General features: G+C 67.4%; 17 protein-coding genes. 14 read left to right on the top strand and 3 right to left on the bottom strand.

Annotated elements, in window-relative coordinates; translation table 11 throughout:
• Positions 1 to 46 precede the first annotated feature (46 nt).
• Positions 47 to 1,012: a quinone oxidoreductase family protein gene (locus tag ACIQF4_RS14780; RefSeq protein WP_400516539.1), complete on the bottom strand. Its 966-nt coding sequence runs from the start codon at positions 1,010 to 1,012 to the stop codon at positions 47 to 49.
• A gap of 145 nt (positions 1,013 to 1,157) precedes the next feature.
• Between ACIQF4_RS14780 and argC the strand changes: the two genes are divergently transcribed.
• The 10 genes from argC (at position 1,158) to ACIQF4_RS14730 (ending at position 11,265) form a co-directional block, all read left to right on the top strand.
• The gene (gene argC, locus ACIQF4_RS14775) at positions 1,158 to 2,189 is read left to right on the top strand and encodes an N-acetyl-gamma-glutamyl-phosphate reductase (protein ID WP_400516540.1); all 1,032 of its coding nucleotides are present in this window, start codon (positions 1,158 to 1,160) and stop codon (positions 2,187 to 2,189) included.
• Complete coding sequence (argJ, locus tag ACIQF4_RS14770; RefSeq protein WP_350004561.1) at positions 2,186 to 3,352, top strand: bifunctional glutamate N-acetyltransferase/amino-acid acetyltransferase ArgJ; 1,167 nt, start codon at positions 2,186 to 2,188, stop codon at positions 3,350 to 3,352. Before argC ends, argJ begins: the two co-directional genes overlap by 4 nt.
• A gap of 54 nt (positions 3,353 to 3,406) precedes the next feature.
• Positions 3,407 to 4,360 (top strand): acetylglutamate kinase, encoded by a 954-nt coding sequence (gene argB, locus ACIQF4_RS14765; RefSeq protein WP_350004559.1) that lies wholly within the window; start codon positions 3,407 to 3,409, stop codon positions 4,358 to 4,360.
• A 53-nt stretch (positions 4,361 to 4,413) separates the two neighbouring features.
• Positions 4,414 to 5,628, top strand: a complete 1,215-nt coding sequence (locus tag ACIQF4_RS14760) for an acetylornithine transaminase (RefSeq protein ID WP_400516562.1) — start codon at positions 4,414 to 4,416, stop codon at positions 5,626 to 5,628.
• Positions 5,625 to 6,635: an ornithine carbamoyltransferase gene (argF, locus tag ACIQF4_RS14755; protein ID WP_400516542.1), complete on the top strand. Its 1,011-nt coding sequence runs from the start codon at positions 5,625 to 5,627 to the stop codon at positions 6,633 to 6,635. The genes ACIQF4_RS14760 and argF overlap by 4 nt, the downstream gene beginning before the upstream one ends.
• A complete protein-coding gene (locus ACIQF4_RS14750) occupies positions 6,635 to 7,165 on the top strand; it encodes an arginine repressor (RefSeq protein WP_174180327.1) in 531 nt (176 codons plus the stop codon). The genes argF and ACIQF4_RS14750 overlap by 1 nt, the downstream gene beginning before the upstream one ends.
• Before the next feature lie 46 nt (positions 7,166 to 7,211).
• Complete coding sequence (locus ACIQF4_RS14745) at positions 7,212 to 8,417, top strand: argininosuccinate synthase (protein ID WP_188732038.1); 1,206 nt, start codon at positions 7,212 to 7,214, stop codon at positions 8,415 to 8,417.
• A 5-nt stretch (positions 8,418 to 8,422) separates the two neighbouring features.
• Entirely contained in the window at positions 8,423 to 9,850 is a 1,428-nt protein-coding gene (gene argH / locus ACIQF4_RS14740; protein WP_400516544.1) for an argininosuccinate lyase, read from the top strand.
• Positions 9,851 to 9,939: 89 nt separating this feature from the next.
• Positions 9,940 to 10,476, top strand: a complete 537-nt coding sequence (locus ACIQF4_RS14735) for a pyridoxal 5'-phosphate synthase (RefSeq protein WP_400516545.1) — start codon at positions 9,940 to 9,942, stop codon at positions 10,474 to 10,476.
• Positions 10,477 to 10,485: 9 nt separating this feature from the next.
• Positions 10,486 to 11,265, top strand: a complete 780-nt coding sequence (locus ACIQF4_RS14730) for a maleylpyruvate isomerase family mycothiol-dependent enzyme (RefSeq protein ID WP_400516547.1) — start codon at positions 10,486 to 10,488, stop codon at positions 11,263 to 11,265.
• Here ACIQF4_RS14730 and ACIQF4_RS14725 read toward each other — a convergent pair.
• Together ACIQF4_RS14725 and ACIQF4_RS14720 are read right to left on the bottom strand one after the other, a co-directional pair.
• Positions 11,262 to 11,756: a methylated-DNA--[protein]-cysteine S-methyltransferase gene (locus ACIQF4_RS14725; RefSeq protein WP_400516549.1), complete on the bottom strand. Its 495-nt coding sequence runs from the start codon at positions 11,754 to 11,756 to the stop codon at positions 11,262 to 11,264. The genes ACIQF4_RS14730 and ACIQF4_RS14725 overlap by 4 nt on opposite strands.
• Complete coding sequence (locus ACIQF4_RS14720) at positions 11,753 to 13,270, bottom strand: AlkA N-terminal domain-containing protein (protein ID WP_400579994.1); 1,518 nt, start codon at positions 13,268 to 13,270, stop codon at positions 11,753 to 11,755. Before ACIQF4_RS14720 ends, ACIQF4_RS14725 begins: the two co-directional genes overlap by 4 nt.
• Positions 13,271 to 13,376: 106 nt before the next feature.
• On the opposite strand from ACIQF4_RS14720, the gene ACIQF4_RS14715 reads away from it, so the two are divergent.
• From ACIQF4_RS14715 to ACIQF4_RS14700, 4 genes are all read left to right on the top strand, one after another.
• Positions 13,377 to 14,054 (top strand): DNA-3-methyladenine glycosylase, encoded by a 678-nt coding sequence (locus ACIQF4_RS14715; RefSeq protein WP_350004546.1) that lies wholly within the window; start codon positions 13,377 to 13,379, stop codon positions 14,052 to 14,054.
• Positions 14,055 to 14,106: 52 nt separating this feature from the next.
• Positions 14,107 to 16,335 (top strand): HelD family protein, encoded by a 2,229-nt coding sequence (locus tag ACIQF4_RS14710; RefSeq protein WP_400516552.1) that lies wholly within the window; start codon positions 14,107 to 14,109, stop codon positions 16,333 to 16,335.
• A 33-nt stretch (positions 16,336 to 16,368) separates the two neighbouring features.
• On the top strand, positions 16,369 to 17,682 hold the full coding sequence (gene tyrS / locus ACIQF4_RS14705; RefSeq protein WP_400516553.1) for a tyrosine--tRNA ligase: 1,314 nt from the start codon (positions 16,369 to 16,371) through the stop codon (positions 17,680 to 17,682).
• Positions 17,683 to 17,755: 73 nt separating this feature from the next.
• Positions 17,756 to 17,938, top strand: a complete 183-nt coding sequence (locus tag ACIQF4_RS14700; RefSeq protein ID WP_400516554.1) for a hypothetical protein — start codon at positions 17,756 to 17,758, stop codon at positions 17,936 to 17,938.
• Positions 17,939 to 18,109: the final 171 nt, after the last annotated feature.

Here is an 18,109-nt window from a genome sequence, read left to right as displayed (position 1 = left end):
CCCCGCAGCCACACGGCTGCGAGGACCTTTCCATGCGGGTGCTGCCCTACGGAACCAGGATGACCTTTCCGGTGGTCCGCCGCCCTTCCAGGTCGCGGTGTGCCTGGGCAGCCTGCACCAGGGGGTATCGGGCGCCGATGCGGACCTTCAGGCTCCCGTTCGCCGCCGCTGCGAATACTTCGCCGGAGCGCCAGCGGCGTTCCGCAGCGTCCCTCAGGTAGTGCCCCATGGTGGGCCTGGTCAGGAACAGCGAGCCGCCGGCATTCAGGCGCTGGGGATCCACGGGCGGAACCGGGCCCGAGGCAGCGCCGAAAAGGACCAGCATTCCCCTGACGCGCAGGGCGGCCAGCGAGCCGTCGAACGTGTCCTTCCCAACGCCGTCGTACACCACGTCGGCGCCGGTGCCGCTGGTGATGTCCCTGACCCGCCCAGCGAAGCCTTCGTACCGCAGCACATGGTCGGCGCCGGCCTCGCGCGCCAGCTGTTCCTTCGCGTCCGTGGAGACTGTGGTGATGACTTCCGCACCGCGGGCCTTGAGCAGCTGGATCAGCAGCAGCCCCACGCCTCCCGCGCCCGCGTGCAGCAGGACGGTGTGCCCGGGCTCCACCTTGAAGGTGGAGTTCATCAGGTAGTGGGCGGTGATGCCCTGCAGGGGCAGCGCGGCTGCCGTCAGGTCGTCCAGGCCCTGCGGGACCGGGAGGGCTGCGGCCTCGTCAACCAGCGCATAGTCTGCGTAGCAGTTAATGCCCTCCGCCGTGGCCACCCGGTCACCCGGGACAAACCCCGTGACGGCGTCGCCCACTGCTTCAACGGTGCCTGCGGCTTCTGATCCGGGGGTGAACGGGAAGGGGACCTTGTAGGTGCCGCTGCGCTTGTAGGTGTCGATGAAGTTAACGCCCGCTGCCCCCACCTTCACCAGGAGCTGGCCAGGCCCCGGGACAGGGCGTTCGATGTCCTCGTAGGTAAGGACTTCCGGTCCGCCTGCCTGACGTGCGACGATTGCGTGGGTCATTGCTCACCTTTCCCGGTCCCGGCGTTTCCGGCTCCGGCTGCTGCCACCATCCTAGGGACAGTCCACGGAAGCCCCATAGCGGGCACCTTCCGCTGTATGCATAAATATCGGCATGAGTGAATACTTTTGCTGTATGGTGGTGGTCATGACTATTTCTGTAGCAGTGTCCGGTGCCAGCGGATACGCCGGGGGAGAAGTCCTGCGCCTCCTGGCCGGGCATCCTGGCGTCACCATTGGAGCCATCACGGCCCACAGCAATGCCGGTTCCCGGCTCGGCGAACTGCAGCCCCACCTGCACGGGCTGGCAAGCCGCATCCTTGAGGACACCACGGTGGACAACCTGTCCGGCCACGACGTCGTCTTCCTGGCCCTGCCGCACGGCGCCTCCGCGGAGATTGCAGCCCAGCTTCCGGCAGGGACCGTCGTCATCGATGCCGGCGCAGACCACCGGCTGGAGGACCCGGCGGCCTGGGAAAAGTTTTATGGTTCCGCCCACGCCGGCACCTGGCCCTACGGCCTGCCGGAGCTCCCGGGCCAGCGCGAAGCCCTCAAGGGCGCCAACCGCATTGCCGTGCCCGGCTGCTACCCGACGTCGGCCCTGCTGGCTTTGGCGCCCGGGTTCGCCGCCGGGCTCCTCCAGCCCGACGACGTCGTCATTGTCTCTGCCTCCGGCACCTCCGGCGCGGGCAAGGCCGCCAAAGTGAACCTCATCGGTTCAGAAGTCATGGGCTCCATGAGCCCCTACGGTGTTGGCGGCGGCCACCGGCATACCCCCGAGATCGAACAGGGGTTGTCCAATGCCGCGGGCGAACAGGTCACCGTGTCCTTCACGCCCACCCTGGCACCCATGAGCCGGGGCATCCTCACCACCGCAACGGCGAAGGTCAAAGCCGGCACCACGGAGGAGCAGCTGCGCCAGGCCTGGACCGACGCGTACGACGACGAACCGTTCGTGCACGTCCTCCCGGAAGGCCAGTGGCCCGCCACCAAGTCCGTGCAGGGGTCGAACCACGCCGCCATGCAGCTGGCGTTCGACTCCCACACCGGCCGGGTGATCGTCACCTGCGCCATCGACAACCTCACCAAAGGGACCGCCGGCGGCGCCGTCCAGTCCATGAACGTTGCCCTCGGCCTGGCGGAAACCGCCGGCCTCGACCTGCAGGGAGTTGCCCCGTGACCGTTACCGCCCCCCGTGGATTCCGGGCCGCCGGCGTCACAGCCGGACTCAAAGCCTCCGGCAAACCGGACCTTGCCCTGGTAGTCAATGACGGCCCGTCCAAGGCCGCCGCCGCCGTCTTCACCAGCAACCGGGTAGCCGCCGCGCCTGTGCACTGGTCACGCCAAGTCGTCTCGGACGGCCGCGTGGACGCGGTGGTTCTCAACTCCGGCGGAGCCAACGCCTGCACCGGGCCGGCCGGTTTCCAGAACACGCACAGCACCGCCGAAAAGGTGGCCAAGGTCCTGGACATCTCCGCCACGGATGTTTTTGTATGTTCCACCGGCCTGATCGGCGAGCAGCTGCCCATGGACAAGATCCTTCCCGGCGTGGAGGCTGCGGCTGCCGCGCTGAGCGCCGACGGCGGCCCCGAGGCAGCGACCGCCATCATGACCACCGACTCCGTTCCCAAAGCGGCGCTGTTCATCGGCACCGATGCCGATGGCGAGGAATTCGCCATTGGCGGGATTGCCAAGGGTGCGGGCATGCTGGCTCCCGGCCTGGCCACCATGCTGGTGGTCCTCACCACGGATGCGGCAGTCGATTCGGAACTGCTGGATGTCGTCCTCCGGGACGCCACCCGGGTCACGTTCGACCGGGCAGACTCGGACGGCTGCATGTCCACCAACGACACCGTGGTCCTGCTGTCCTCCGGCGCCTCAGGCGCCGTGCCGTCGGCCGAGGCCTTCGCTGCCGGCCTGACCCAGGTCTGCGCCGAACTGGCCCGGAAGCTGATCGCCGATGCCGAAGGTGCCAGCCACGACATCGCCATCCGCACCTTCAACGCCGCCAGCGAAGCGGACGCCGAAACCGTCAGCCGCTCCGTGGCCCGCTCCAACCTCTTCAAGGCCGCCATCTTCGGCAAGGACCCCAACTGGGGCCGGGTGCTGTCCGCGGTGGGCACCACCGACGCCGTCTTCGAACCCGACCAGCTCAACGTGGCCATGAACGGCGTCCAGATCTGCCGCAACGGCAGCATCGGCGACGACCGCGGCCTGGTGGACCTGGAACCGCGCGAGGTCCTGGTGGAAATCGACCTCCAGGCCGGCAACGCCGAGGCCACCATCTGGACGAACGACCTGACCCACGACTACGTGCACGAGAACAGCGCCTACTCGAGCTGACAGACCATTTGAGCCGGGCCCACCGGCGCCCGGCAAACCTGGAGAAAATCCCTGATGAACACCCGCACCCGCGAAACCACGTCCATGCTTGACGCCCAAAGCAAGGCAGGCACGCTGATCGAGGCGCTGCCCTGGATCCAGCGCTTTGCCGGCACCACCATGGTGATCAAGTACGGCGGCAACGCCATGGTCAACGACGAGCTGCGCCGTGCCTTCGCCGAAGACGTCGTTTTCCTGCACCACGTGGGCATCCACCCCGTGGTGGTGCATGGAGGCGGCCCCCAGATCAACTCCATGCTGGCCCGGCTGGGCATCGAGTCCGAGTTCAAGGGCGGCCTGCGGGTCACCACTCCCGAAGCCATGGACGTGGTGCGCATGGTCCTCACCGGCCAGGTGGGCCGCGAACTCGTTGGGCTGATCAACTCCCATGGCCCCTATGCCGTGGGCATGTCCGGTGAGGACGGCGGGCTGCTGCGCGCCGTGCGCACCGGCACGGTCATCGACGGCGAAGAGGTGGACCTGGGCCTGGTGGGCGAAGTGGTGGGCGTGAACCCGGAAGGCATCCTGGACATCCTCGCCGCCGGCCGCATCCCCGTGATCTCCACGGTGGCCCCGGAGATCGACGCCAACGGCTTCGCAGCCGACGGCAGCGTCCAGACCACGGGGCAGGTGCTCAACGTCAACGCGGACACCGCCGCCGCAGCCCTGGCCGAAGCGCTCGGGGCCTCCAAACTGGTGATCCTCACCGACGTCGAAGGCCTCTATGCAAACTGGCCGGACAAGTCCTCGCTGATCTCCTCCCTGAAGGCCTCGGACCTGCGCGGGCTCCTGCCCTCGCTGGAATCCGGCATGATCCCCAAGATGGAGGCCTGCCTCAAGGCCATCGACGGCGGCGTGGAGCGCGCGCACATTGTGGACGGGCGGCTGGCGCACTCCATGCTGCTCGAAACCTTTACCACCGCGGGCATCGGCACCCAGGTGGTTCCCGACGAGGAGACGAATTCATGAACGACGCTGTCGACCTGGGCCCGGCGGGCGAAACGGACGCCAAGGCTTCCGTGATGACCGGAACCGGAAGCGGATCCGAGTGGCTCGCCCGGTACTCCAGCTCCCTCATGGGCGTGTTCGGCACCCCGCAGCGGGTCCTGGTCCGCGGTGCCGGCTGCCTGGTCTGGGACGCCGACGGCAAGGAGTACCTCGACCTGCTTGGAGGCATCGCCGTCAACGCGCTGGGCCATGCCAACCCGTTCGTCACGTCCGTGATTTCCAGCCAGCTGGCCACCCTTGGCCACGTCTCCAACTTCTTCACCAGCCCCACCCAGATAGCGCTGGCCGAAAAGCTGCTGGCCATCACCGACGCCCCCGCTGGTTCCAAGGTGTTCTTCACCAACTCCGGCACCGAAGCCAACGAGGCCGCCTTCAAGCTGGCCCGCCGCAATACCGGCGGCAGCGGCGCCAGGCGGACCAGGATCATCGCCCTCGAAGGGGCCTTCCACGGCCGGACCATGGGCGCCCTCGCCCTGACCGCCAAAGAGGCCTACCGCGCGCCGTTCGAGCCGCTGCCCGGCGGCGTCGTCCACATCCCCTTCGGTGACGTGGAGGCGCTGAAGGACGCCGTGGACGAGACCGTGGCGGCCGTCTTCCTGGAGCCCATCCAGGGCGAGGCGGGGGTGCGGCCCCTGCCGCCCGGATACCTTCGGGCGGCCCGCGAGCTCACCGCCCGGGTGGGAGCGCTGCTGATCCTCGACGAGGTGCAGACCGGCATCGGCCGTACCGGAAAGTGGCTGGCCAGCGAGGACGCCGGAATCATGCCCGACGCTGTCACCCTGGCCAAGGGCCTGGGCGGCGGCTTCCCGATCGGTGCCCTGATCACCTATGGCCCGGAGACGTCGTCGTTGTTGGCTGCGGGCCAGCACGGCACCACGTTCGGCGGAAACCCGGTGGCAACGGCGGCCGCCCTCGCCACCCTGCACGCCATCGAAAGCCAGCACGTGCTGGCCAATGCAGCGGCAGTAGGCCAGTACCTGCGGGCCGGCCTGGCCGGAATTCCAGGGGTCACCGAGGTCCGCGGGGAAGGCCTCCTCATCGGCTTCGACCTTGACGCGGAGGTTGCCCCGGGCGTTGTGCAGGCCGGCCTTGACGCGGGGTTCATCGTCAACAGCCCCGGGCCCCGCACCATCCGCCTTGCGCCGCCGCTGGTCCTGACCACGGCCCAGGCAGACTCCTTCCTCGACGCCTTCCCGGCAATCCTCCAAGCAGCTAAGGACGCCCAGTGACCCCAGCAGCCAGCACCACCCGGCACTTCCTCAAGGACACGGACCTCAGCCCCGCCGAACAGGCCGAGGTACTTGACCTCGCAGCCCGGATGAAGGCGGCCCCCTACAGCGTCCAGCCGTATGCCGCCGAGGGCAGCGGCCGCAAGACAGTGGCCGTCATCTTCGACAAAACCTCCACCCGGACCCGGGTCTCGTTCGCCACGGGGATCGCGGACCTGGGCGGCAACGCCCTGATCATCAACCCCGGCGAGGCGCAGATCGGACACAAGGAATCCGTGGAGGACACCGCCAGGGTCCTGGAGCGGATGGTCTCCACCATCGTCTGGCGGACCGGCGCGCACGCCGGCCTCGTGGCGATGGCGGAGAACTCCAGGGTTCCCGTGATCAACGCCCTGTGCGACGACTACCACCCCTGCCAGCTGCTGGCGGACCTGTTGGCCGTCATGGAGCATAAGGGCGAACTCAAGGGCCTCACCATGAGCTACCTGGGGGACGCCGCCAACAACATGGCCAATTCCTACCTGCTGGCCGGTGTCACGGCCGGGATGCACGTGCGGATCGCCGGGCCGGAGGGCTACCTCCCGGCCGCGGACATCGTGGCCGCAGCCGAGGAACGCGCGGCAGAGACCGGCGGGTCCGTGCTTATCACCACTGACGCTGCGGAGGCTTTGAAAGGGGCCGACGTCGTTGCCACAGACACGTGGGTGTCCATGGGGCAGGAAGCGGAAAAGGAAGCCCGGATGCAGCTGTTCCGGGACTACGCCGTGGACGAGGCCGCCATGGCACAGGCTGCGGAAGACGCCGTCGTGCTTCACTGCCTGCCCGCCTACCGCGGCTACGAAATCTCTGCCGGCGTCATCGACGGGCCGCAGTCCATCGTCTGGGACGAGGCCGAAAACCGGCTGCACGCCCAGAAGGCCCTGATGGCCTGGCTGATGCACCGTTCCGGCCTGGCCTTCGTTGACGGGCTCGCACCCGTTGAAGGCACCGGGGAGAGCACGTTCTAGTGTCCGCCCAACCGGCGTCGCCGGGCTCCAGCCCGGCGACCAAGACAGCCCGCCAGGCGCGCATCACCGCCATCCTGACGGGGGAGTCCGTGCGTTCCCAGGCGGAGCTGGCCGCCTTGCTGGCGGACGACGGCGTGCAGGTCACCCAGGCGACGCTGTCGCGGGACCTCGTGGAACTCGGCGCTGTCCGGGTCCGCGGCAAGGAGGGCGTGCTGGTATACGCCGTGCCCGGCGAGGGCGGTGAGCGGGCTGCCAGGAGCGGGGTGAGCCAGGAGATCCTGGACGCCCGGCTGGCCCGGCTGTGCAGCGAATTGCTGGTCACCGCGGAGGCCTCGGCCAACATCGCCGTGCTCCGCACCCCGCCCGGGGCGGCAAACTTCCTGGCACTGGCCATCGACCATTCGGTGATGCCGTCCATCCTGGGCACCATTGCCGGGGACGACACCGTGCTGCTGGTGGCCCGGGACCCGCAGGGCGGCCAGGACCTCGCCGCCAGGTTCCTGCAGCTGGCTGAAGAAGCCGGGCAATAAGCTTGAAGACAACATCAACAAACCCCAATTACAAGGAGCATTCGAAGTGACTGAACGCATTGTGCTCGCCTACTCGGGCGGCCTGGACACCTCAGTAGCCATCGGCTGGATCGGTGAAGCCACCGGCGCCGAGGTCATCGCCGTGGCGGTCGACGTCGGGCAGGGCGGCGAGTCCCTGGAGACCATCCGCCAGCGCGCCCTCGGCTGCGGCGCCGTCGAAGCCTACGTGGCCGACGCCTCCGACGAGTTCGCCAACGAATACTGCATGCCCACGCTGAAGGCCAACGGCCTCTACCAGGGCCACTACCCGCTGGTGTCCGCCATCTCCCGCCCGGTCATCGTCAAGCACCTGGTCAAGGCTGCCCGCGAATTCGGCGCCACCACAGTGGCCCACGGCTGCACCGGCAAGGGCAACGATCAGGTCCGCTTTGAAGTGGGCATCCAGACCCTCGGCCCCGATTTGAAGTGCATCGCCCCGGTCCGCGACCTGGCGCTGACCCGCGACAAGGCCATTGCCTTCGCCGAGGAAAAGGGCCTGCCGATCGAGACCACCAAGAAGAACCCGTACTCCATCGACCAGAACGTCTGGGGCCGTGCCGTGGAAACCGGCTACCTCGAGGACATCTGGAACGCCCCCACCAAGGACATCTACGACTACACCGCCACCCCGGAGTTCCCGCCGGCACCGGACGAGGTGGTCATCTCCTTCGAAGCCGGCATCCCGGTAGCGATCGACGGCGTCAAGGTCACCCCGCTGCAGGCCATCAAGGAACTCAACCGCCGTGCCGGTGCCCAGGGTGTGGGCCGCATCGACGTCGTCGAGGACCGCCTGGTGGGCATCAAGTCCCGCGAAATCTACGAGGCTCCCGGCGCCATGGCCCTCATCACGGCCCACAAGCACCTCGAGGACATCACCGTGGAGCGCGAGCAGGCCCGCTTCAAGGCCACCGTTGGCCAGCGCTGGTCCGAGCTGGTGTACGACGGCCAGTGGTTCTCGCCGCTGAAGCGCTCCCTGGACGCCTTCATCGAGGACACCCAGAAGTACGTCTCCGGAGACATCCGGATGACCCTGCACGGCGGCCAGGCCATCGTCAACGGCCGCCGTTCGGACACCTCGCTCTACGACTTCAACCTGGCCACCTACGACACCGGCGACACCTTCGACCAGTCCATGGCGCGCGGCTTCATCGAGCTGTGGGGCATGTCCGCCAAGGTTGCCTCCGGCCGCGATATCCGCGTCGCAGGAAAGTAGCCCCGGTGGCTGAGCCAAAGACCGAAGCAACAAATGCGGGTGCGCTGTGGGGCGGCCGGTTCGCCGGCGGTCCCGCAGATGCCCTCGCGGCGCTGAGCAAGTCCACGCACTTCGACTGGCGGCTGGCCCGCTACGACATCGCCGGCTCCAAGGCGCACGCCCGAGTGCTGCACAAGGCCGGGCTGCTGGACGACGCTGAGCTGGACGGCATGCTGGCAGCGCTGACGCAGCTGGACGAGGACGTGGCCTCCGGCGCCTACCTGCCGGCGGAGTCCGATGAGGACGTCCACGGTTCGCTGGAGCGCGGCCTGATCGAGCGCGCGGGAACCCAGCTGGGCGGCAAGCTCCGCGCAGGCCGGTCCCGGAACGACCAGGTGGCCACCCTCGGCCGCATGTTCCTGCGGGACCATGCCCGGATCATCGCCCGCGGTGTCCTGGCTACGGTGGATGCCCTGGTGGAGCAGGCCAGGGCGCACCACGGTGTTGCCATGCCCGGCCGCACCCACCTGCAGCACGCCCAGCCCGTCCTGCTCAGCCACCACCTGCTGGCCCATGCCTGGGCGCTGCTGCGCGACGTGCAGCGACTCCAGGACTGGGACAAGCGGGCCGGCGTCTCGCCCTACGGGTCCGGAGCCCTCGCCGGCTCGTCCTTGGGGTTGGACCCGGAAGCGGTGGCCGCGGACCTGGGCTTCTTCTCCGCCTCCCACAACTCGATCGACGGCACCGCCTCGCGCGACGTCTTCGCCGAGTTCGCCTGGGTGTGCTCCATGATCGGGGTGGACCTGTCCCGGATCTCGGAGGAAGTCATCTTCTGGGCCACCAAGGAGTTCTCCTTCGTCACGCTGCACGATTCCTACTCAACGGGCTCGTCCATCATGCCGCAGAAGAAGAACCCGGATGTGGCTGAACTGGCCCGCGGCAAGGCAGGCCGCCTGATCGGCAACCTGACCGGGCTGCTGGCCACGCTTAAGGGCCTGCCGCTGGCGTACAACCGCGACCTGCAGGAGGACAAGGAACCGGTGTTCGACGCCGCCGACACCCTGGAGCTCCTGCTCCCGGCAGTCTCGGGCATGATCGCCACCCTGAAGTTCAACACCGAACGGATGGAATCGCTGGCACCGCAGGGCTTCGCGCTGGCCACGGACATCGCCGAATGGCTTGTCCGCCAGGGTGTTCCGTTCCGGGAAGCCCACGAGCTCTCCGGTGCTGCCGTGAAGCAGGCAGAATCCCGCGGCGTGGAGCTGTGGGACCTGACGGATGAAGAGTACGCGGCCATCTCGGAGCACCTCACGCCGGAGGTCCGCACCGTCCTGTCCACGGAGGGCTCACTCAACAGCCGCAACTCCCAGGGCGGAACCGCGCCCGCCGCCGTTGAACGCCAGCTGGTTGCGCTGGAAGCCGAGCTTGCCGGCGTTCGGGAGTACGCGGGGTAACCCATCCTCCGCGCGAGATGGCACTTCGCGGCAATGCTGTTCATCAACACTGCCGTGAAATGCCATCTCGCGGCGTTTAAGCTGGGCACATGAGCGAAACGTTCCGAAAGTTCCTCCGCACGCTTCCCGACTTTCCCGAATCGCTGCCGGGCTTCGACCCGGAGAGCGCCCCCAAGGATCCTGCTCAGCTGTTCAAGCAATGGCTGGGCGAGGCGCTGGCGGCGGGGGAGCGGCAGCCGCATGCGTGCAGCCTGGCCACGGCGGGCGGCGATGGCAAACCGTCGTCCAGGATGCTGATCCTGAAGAACATTGACGACGACGGCTGGCACTTCGCGACGTCCCGCACCTCACGCAAGGGCAGGGAACTGGGCGCCAACCCGCATGCTGCCATGACTTTCTACTGGCCCTCCCAAGGCAGGCAGGTCCGCATTGCCGGGGCCGTCGTCGAACTCTCCGCCGAGGCCTCCGCGCGTGACTGGGCCGAGCGGCCCCGGGCGGACGGCAGCATCAACCCGCACTGGCAGCTCTACGCCCTCCGGCCCGCCGAGATCGAGTTCTGGCAGGCCAGCCACGACGGCAACCATGTCCGGCACCGCGTCGGTCCCGACGGCTCACCCCTGGGTTAGGCTGTCGCCATGACAGCTCCCGCACCAGACGAACTGCTCCCTGCGCTCCACAAAGCCGCGGAGAACGTTGCCGCCGACGCTGCGCGGTTCAGCGATGAAGATGCCAAGGCGCCCTCCGCCCTGCCCGGCTGGACTCGGGGGCACGTCCTTGCCCATCTCACCGGGATCTCCAACGCCATGGCCCGGCAGCTTGAGTACGCTGCGCGCGGAGACGCCGTGGAGCTTTACGACGGCGGCATGGAAGGCCGGAACAAGGCCATTGACATGGCGGCGGGCCACGACGCCGCCACCCACCTCGCCGACCTCACCGCCGCACTGGACCGGACGCTTCGAGCCTTCGACGCGCTGCCCGGCGTCAAGGACTCAGCGGCGAACCGGACCGGCTGGTACGCCCCCATCACCTTCCGCGGGGGCGTGGTCCTGGACGGCGGACTGGCGCTGTGGCGGGAACTGGTCATCCACGCGTCGGACCTGCTGACGGGGAGGGGTCCGGAAACCTGGAGCCGGCCGTTCTGCGAGCACCTCTTCGATTTTCTGGCGGCCAGGGTCCAGCCGGACGACAAGCTGGTGCTGCAGCCTCTGGGACTCCAGCCGGTCAGCATTGGCAGTGGCAACCGGTCCACTGTCATCAGCGGCATGATCACCGATATCGCAGCCTGGCTCGCCGGCCGCGAGCCGACGCTGGGCAGCCTGAGGGCCTCGGCCGCAGCTGACGGCGTGAACCTGCCCGAGCTGCTGCCGTGGCCTTCCGGAACCCCCGCAGCCGGCAGGAGCGGTTCGAAGGCCTAAGCGGCTTCGCGCGCCAGCAGGCTCTGCTTGATGGGAAGCCCCCAGCGGAAACCGCCCAAGGAGCCGTCAGTCCGGATCACCCGGTGGCAGGGCACAAACAGTGCGGCGGCATTGAAGGCGCAGGCGCTGGCGGCTGCCCGCACCGCTTTGGGGTTGCCGGCGAGCTCCGCGTACTGGATATAGGTGACGGGCTGACCCGGCCGCACCAGCCGCAGGACATCCCAGGCATGGGCCCGGAAAGGTCCTGACACCTGCCGCACGGGAACGCCCATCGCCGGTGCGGGGTCACCGGCGTAGAAGGCTTCCACGGCCGATGAGATTTCTCCCAGTCCGCTGACCGTTTCCAGCGTGACGGGCCGCAAGGACGGATGGATCTGGCCGGTCAGCTCGCCGGGGTTGCCCGTCCAGCCGCTGGAGAGCACGACGCCGTCCTGGGCAATGACGGTGAACGGGCCGTCCGGGGTGGTCATCTGAAGCAGTTGGGCCTTCATCGGGTCGCTTTCTCTGCTGGTCTGGCGTTTTGTTGTGGACGTACCGAGGTTGTGTCCTTGCGCTTGCCGGGCGGGGCATGGGCTGCCGCCCGCCACAGGTGCATGGTGGCGTACGAGCGCCACGGGCTCACTTCCCGGAAGTCCGGGGTGGACGTTGTGGCCTCCGCCGCGAGGGCACGGATCCCGTTCCGCACGGCTGCGTCGTTGGCGAGGAAAACGTCCGGGGCGCCAAGGACGCGCATGGCCAGGTACCCCGTGGTCCATGGTCCCACGCCGGGCAGGGGGAGAAGCTTGCCGGCCAGGCTTTCCGGGCTGTCACCATAGCCAAAGTCGAGCCCGCCGTCCGCCATCGCGGAAGCCGCCGCGAGGAGGGCCGCGATCCGCCGTTGCGGTCCCCGCAGGACGGCGGACCCTCCGCCGGCGATCTCGGCGGGGGTGGGAAACATCCGGTCCAGGCCCTCGCCGGGGCTTCGGCTTGGACGTCCGACGACGGCCAGTTGGCTGAGGGCGGTCCGCGCCGCTGCCACGGTGACCTGCTGTCCGGCCATAGCCCGGATCAGCATTTCCGCGGGATCCACTGCACCAGGCATCCTGATTCCCGGAGCGGCCGCCACAACGGGCGCGAGCCTGGCATCCCCTGCCAGTGCAGTGTCGATGGCCACCGGATCAGCGTCCAGGTCAAAGAGCCGCCGCACCCGGCTTAACAAGGCCGGCAGGTCCCTAAGGTCCACCGCGCCGATGGTGAGGGTCAACGGCCGGCCTGGAGCGCCGGCGTCGTAATCCACCTGGAACCTGGCATCACCCTGGGGCAGCCGCAGCGTGCGGGCATAGGAGGCGGCCGTTCCTGCTTCAATCCCGGGGATGGCCCGGACGGCCAGGAAGGTGAAGACGCCGGGGTCGAAAGGTTCACGGTAGGGGAGGTTGAGGGTGAGGGCGGTGGAACTGGCGGTGGCTTTCGGATGCCTCGCGGTGCGGAGCGCGGTGGGGGTCATCCCAAAAACTTCCGCCATGGTCTCGTTGAACTGGCGGACGCTGCTGAAGCCGGCCGCAAAGGCAACGTCTGCGAGCTTCATGGAGGTGGAGACCAGCAGGGTCCGGGCAGTCTGTGCGCGGCCTGCCCGGGCCAGCGAGAGCGGTCCCGCCCCAAGCTCCTGGCTGAGGATGCGGTTGAGCTGGCGGGACGAATAGCCCAGGCGGGCCGCCAGACCGTCAACGCCGTCCCTGGTAACCACGCCGTCACTGATCAACCGCATGGCGCGCCCGGCAATGTCCTGGCGAAGGTTCCAGGCGGGGGTGCCGGGAACCGCCTCCGGAAGGCACCGCTTGCAGGCCCGGTAGCCGGCGTCGTGCGCTGCTGCGGAAGTTTCATAAAACGTGACGTTGGAAGCCTTCGGAGTCCTGGCTGGGCAGGACGGGCGGCAGTAGATGCCCGTGGTCCGGACGGCAGTGTAGAACTGCCCGTCGAACCGGGTGTCCCGGGCGTCGATCGCCCGGTAGCGCTGCCAGAAGTCCATTCCTCCATCGTGCCAGCCCTCCGGTGTATCGGCTAGCGGAAATCGGACACGGCCGTGGGGTGTCAAATAGGTGAGGGGCGGCGCCGGCGTTGGATAGAGTCTGGCCATGAACAGAAATCCGCTGGGGGCCGGCCAGCCGCTGCGGGAGTTCCTTTCCGGAGACGCCCGCCAGTTGGCGCCGCTGCTGCTGGGCGCCGTCCTGACCCATGACTCCAGGGACGGTGCGGTGTCCGTCCGGCTCACCGAAGTGGAGGCCTACCTGGGGCCCGAGGATTCCCTGCACCCGGATCCCGGGTCGCACACCTACCGCGGGCCCACGCCGCGCAACGCCCCTATGTTCGGCCCTGCGGGCCACCTGTACGTCTATTTCACCTACGGGATGCACCACTGCACGAACATCGTGTGCGGTCCGGAAGGAACGGCGTCGGCCCTGCTGCTGCGGGCAGGGGAGATCGTGGACGGGATTGAACTTGCCCGGCACCGCCGGACCACGTCCAAAAGTGCCGCCGACCTTGCGAGGGGGCCTGCCCGGCTGGCCAAGGCCTTGGGCCTGACGACGGCGGACAGCGGCCGTGATGCACTCGCGCCGCCGTTCGGGCTGGCGCTTCCGCCCAGGCCCGTGGGAAAGGTGAGCTCCGGGCCAAGGGTGGGGGTCTCCGGCACAGGAGGAACAGACCAGTACTCATGGCGCTTCTGGATCACCGGCGACCCTACCGTCTCCCAGTACAAGGCAGCCAAGCCAAGGGGGGCCAAACCGGATCCTGCAACGTTTCACAAGCGTTAACGGAAATGGTTGTAGAATGGTAGGTCTGTCTTTTGCGATAGGGGAACGTTAAATGCTCGACGCCGATTTGGCCCACGAACGCGACTATGTAGCCGGCCTGTACGCCCGGCTCGAAGAGCTGCGCGAGGAAAAGCGCCGCCAGCTGGCGCAGGTCCGCCGGGCCGGGGCTGTGGGCACCATGCAGAACGTCTCCGAGCGCGACGCGTTCGCTGCCCTCTACGAGGACCGGCTCGCCCAGCTGGACGCGGTGGATGACCGGCTGGTCTTCGGCCGGCTGGACCTGGACTCCGGCGAAGCGCAGTACATTGGCCGCATTGGCCTCACCACCGAGGACCTGCAGCGGCTCATGGTGGACTGGCGCGCGCCCGAAGCCGGCCACTTCTACCAGGCCACGGCCTTTGACCGGCAGGGTGTGCGCCGGCGCCGGCACCTTATCCTGCAGGGCCGGGAGGTCAAGGCCATCGAGGATGACGTCCTTGACGCCGGGATGCTGGCGGACAACGAATCCCTGCAGGGCGAAGGCGCCCTCCTCGCTGCCCTGAACTCCAAACGCACCGGCCGGATGTCGGACATCGTCAGCACCATCCAGTCCGAGCAGGACCGCATCATCCGCTCCTCCATCTCCGGTGCCCTGGTGGTGCAGGGCGGACCCGGCACCGGCAAGACCGCCGTGGCCCTCCACCGTGCCGCCTACCTGCTCTATACCCACCGCGACCGGCTCAAGACCGCCGGCGTGCTGCTGGTGGGCCCGTCGTCGTCGTTCATGAAGTACATCGAAAGGGTGCTGCCCTCCCTGGGCGAGACCGGCGTCGTGATGGCCAGCGTGGGCCGCCTCATGCCAGGCATCCACGCGGTGCCGGAACCGGACGCCGACGTTGCCGCCATCAAGGGCCGCCTGGACATGGCCACCGTGGTGGCCAACGCCGTGGCCAACCGCCAGCGGATTCCCGCGGAAGACCGGATCCTGGAGGTGGACGGCCGCAAGCTGGTGCTGACTCCGCGCCAGGTCCGCCGCGCCCGCGAGCGTGCCCGCTCCACCGGCAAGCCGCACAACGAGGCCCGCGTGACGTTCGTCAAGATCCTGCTGCGCGAACTCACTGAACAAATGACCGAGCTGGTGGAAGCCGGGAACATCGGCAACAACGCAGACCGCTCCTACCTCGCCGAGGATGTCCGTTCCGCGCGGGATGTGCGCATTGCGCTCAACCTCTGCTGGATGCCCATGACGCCGGAGAAGCTGATTTCCGAGCTCTTCAGCAAGCCGGCCATACTGGAATTCTGTACCCCCAACATGTCCCCGGCTGAGCGGGCGCTGCTGCAGCGTCCCGCCGACGCCCCCTGGACCGAATCGGATGTGCCGCTGCTGGACGAGGCCGCCGAGCTGCTCGGCGAACTGGACCCGGCGGCGGGACGCGGGCTGGCGCAGCAGGAGCACGACCGGGCCCGCGACCTTGCCAACGCCAAGCAGACGTTGGTGAACATGCAGGCCGCAGGCGTCGATCCGCTGATGTCGGCAGAGGAACTGGCCGAGCAGAACCAGGAACAGGAAACACGGCAGACCGCCGCCGAGCGCGCCACCAGCGACCGCACGTGGGCTTTCGGCCACATCGTGGTGGATGAGGCGCAGGAGCTCTCACCCATGCAGTGGCGCCTCCTGGTCCGCCGTTGCCCGTTGAAGTCCTTCACCATCGTGGGGGACATTGCGCAGACCAGCTCTGTTGCCGGCGCCAATTCCTGGCAGGGGGCGCTTGCTCCCATGTTCGGGGACCGCTGGCAGCTGGAAGAGCTGACGGTGAACTACCGCACGCCTTCCCAGATCGCCGAGGCCGCCGTCCGGATGGCCAACGCAGCGGGACTGGTGGTCTCGGCGCCGAAGGCCGTCCGCGAAGGACGCTGGTCACCCGTCATCGACGAGGTGGATCCCGGCCAGGTGGTCAGCCGCCTTGTTGAGGTCCTGCCTGAGGAACTGGACGCGCTCGACGGCGGCCTGCTCGCCGTGATTGCCGACGGGCAGTTCCTGCCGGAGGCCACGGCAGCGCTGCGGGCTGCCTATGGACGCCGTGTGGGCACCGGGGCCGGCAGTTACGAGCAGGACATCGTGGTGATCAGCCCCCGCGAAGCCAAGGGGCTGGAGTTCGACGGCGTTGTGGTGCTGGAGCCGTCCATGATGCTCAACCATGAGCACGGCAAGGTGGGGGACCTGTATGTGGCGATGACCCGGGCCACCCAGCGGCTGCGGCTTATTGCTTCAGAACCTGTTCCGGCAGGCATCAAACGCTGATCCGGCACGCCGCCTACTGCTAACTTAGAAGGCGTGCCAGAACTCAACAGCCTCGAATCGCAGCAGAACGACCCCACTTTTGCCAACGTATGGCAGGAGCTGAAATGGCGTGGCCTGGTCCACGTGTCCACCGACGAGGCAGAGCTTGAAAAACTCCTCGCAGGCGGGCCGGTTACGTACTATTGCGGGTTCGATCCCACCGCGCCGAGCCTCCACCTGGGAAACCTGGTCCAGCTGCTCCTCATGCGCCGGCTGCAACTGGCCGGCCATAAGCCCCTCGGGCTTGTGGGCGGCTCAACCGGCATGATCGGGGACCCCCGTCCCACAGCCGAGCGGACCCTGAACACCAAGGACACCGTGGCCGAGTGGGTGGGCTACCTTCAAGCCCAGGTCCGCCGGTTCCTCAGCTTCGAGGGGGACAACGCGGCCCGGATGGTCAACAACCTGGACTGGACGGCGCCCCTGAGCGCCATCGACTTCCTGCGTGAAGTGGGCAAGCACTACCGTGTGGGAACCATGCTCCGCAAGGATGCAGTGGCCTCAAGGCTGAGCTCGGATGAGGGCATCAGCTACACCGAATTCAGCTACCAGATCCTCCAGGGCATGGACTACCTCCAGCTGTACCGGGACTACGGCTGCGTACTGCAGACCGGCGGCTCGGACCAGTGGGGCAACCTCACCAGCGGCACGGAGCTGATCCGCAAGGTGGAGGGCAAGAGCGTGCACGCCCTCGGAACACCACTGATCACCAACGCTGACGGCACGAAATTCGGCAAGAGCGAGGGCAACGCCATCTGGCTGGACGCCGGCATGTGCAGCCCGTATGCCTTCTACCAGTTCTGGGTCAACACCGCGGACGCTGACGTTGTGAACCGGCTGAAGGTCTTCACCTTCCTTAGCAGGGCTGAGATCGAGGAGCTTTCCGCTGCTGTGGCGGACCGGCCGTTCACCCGTGAAGGCCAGCGGAAGCTTGCCTACGAGGTGACGTCCCTTGTTCACGGTGTGGAAGCCACGGAAAAGGTCATCGCGGCATCCGCCGCGCTTTTCGGGAACGGTGACCTCACCGCCCTGGACAAGCCCACGCTCCAGGCGGCAACCTCGGAGCTGCCCTCCGCCACCGTGCAGGTGGATGAGATGGGAATTGTGGACCTGCTGGTTGCTTCCGGTTTGTCCGACAGCAGGTCGGCTGCCCGGCGCACCGTTGGTGAAGGCGGTGCCTACGTCAACAACGAGAAGGTGTCCGACCCCGAAGCGGTGATTCCAGAGTCCGAACTGCTGCATGGGCAGTACCTGCTTCTGCGCCGGGGAAAGAAGAACCTGGCCACCGTGGAGGTCTTGGTTCCCTAGGTCTTCCGCCGCTCTACATAGCCACCTGCACGCTCCTCCGCAGCCGATTTGCACGGCCGCGGGGGAGCGTGTAATGTTTTCTGAGTCGCCGCCGCTGAAGCGGAAAAATAGCGACCAACCCCCACCAAAAAGTGAAGCAAATTCACCATGTGCGGAAACGCAAAGCGGAGAATTGCTTCAATTTCTGATGGGCGGATTCATTCCACTGAGTGAATTCCGGGAAAACAACCCGGATTTGCAAAGTGAAAATGAATGAAATAAGATTGAAACATCGCAGCGAAGAAATACGGAATACGAATTCATTGAATTGAATTGTTTCGGGAATATTCGAATGTGTCTGTTGTTTGAGAACTCAATAGTGTGCCAAGTTTGTTGATACCAATTGTTTTATTGATTGGTTGTTTTGGCCAGGTCCGCCACCCCGTGG

Source organism: Pseudarthrobacter sp. NPDC092202 (assembly GCF_044755505.1).
Lineage (GTDB): Bacteria > Actinomycetota > Actinomycetes > Actinomycetales > Micrococcaceae > Arthrobacter.
This window is presented reverse-complemented; position numbering and strand designations above follow the sequence as displayed.

Excerpts from the sequence above, each read along its gene's own strand:
- ACIQF4_RS14780 (WP_400516539.1), bottom strand. The coding sequence starts at position 1,012 with ATGACCCACGCAATCGTCGCACGTCAGGCAGGCGGACCGGAAGTCCTT.
- argC (WP_400516540.1), top strand. The coding sequence starts at position 1,158 with ATGACTATTTCTGTAGCAGTGTCCGGTGCCAGCGGATACGCCGGGGGA.
- argB (WP_350004559.1), top strand. The coding sequence starts at position 3,407 with ATGAACACCCGCACCCGCGAAACCACGTCCATGCTTGACGCCCAAAGC.
- ACIQF4_RS14760 (WP_400516562.1), top strand. The coding sequence starts at position 4,414 with ATGACCGGAACCGGAAGCGGATCCGAGTGGCTCGCCCGGTACTCCAGC.
- ACIQF4_RS14735 (WP_400516545.1), top strand. The coding sequence starts at position 9,940 with ATGAGCGAAACGTTCCGAAAGTTCCTCCGCACGCTTCCCGACTTTCCC.
- ACIQF4_RS14730 (WP_400516547.1), top strand. The coding sequence starts at position 10,486 with ATGACAGCTCCCGCACCAGACGAACTGCTCCCTGCGCTCCACAAAGCC.
- ACIQF4_RS14725 (WP_400516549.1), bottom strand. The coding sequence starts at position 11,756 with ATGAAGGCCCAACTGCTTCAGATGACCACCCCGGACGGCCCGTTCACC.
- ACIQF4_RS14720 (WP_400579994.1), bottom strand. The coding sequence starts at position 13,270 with ATGGACTTCTGGCAGCGCTACCGGGCGATCGACGCCCGGGACACCCGG.
- ACIQF4_RS14715 (WP_350004546.1), top strand. The coding sequence starts at position 13,377 with ATGAACAGAAATCCGCTGGGGGCCGGCCAGCCGCTGCGGGAGTTCCTT.
- ACIQF4_RS14710 (WP_400516552.1), top strand. The coding sequence starts at position 14,107 with ATGCTCGACGCCGATTTGGCCCACGAACGCGACTATGTAGCCGGCCTG.
- ACIQF4_RS14700 (WP_400516554.1), top strand. The coding sequence starts at position 17,756 with ATGTTTTCTGAGTCGCCGCCGCTGAAGCGGAAAAATAGCGACCAACCC.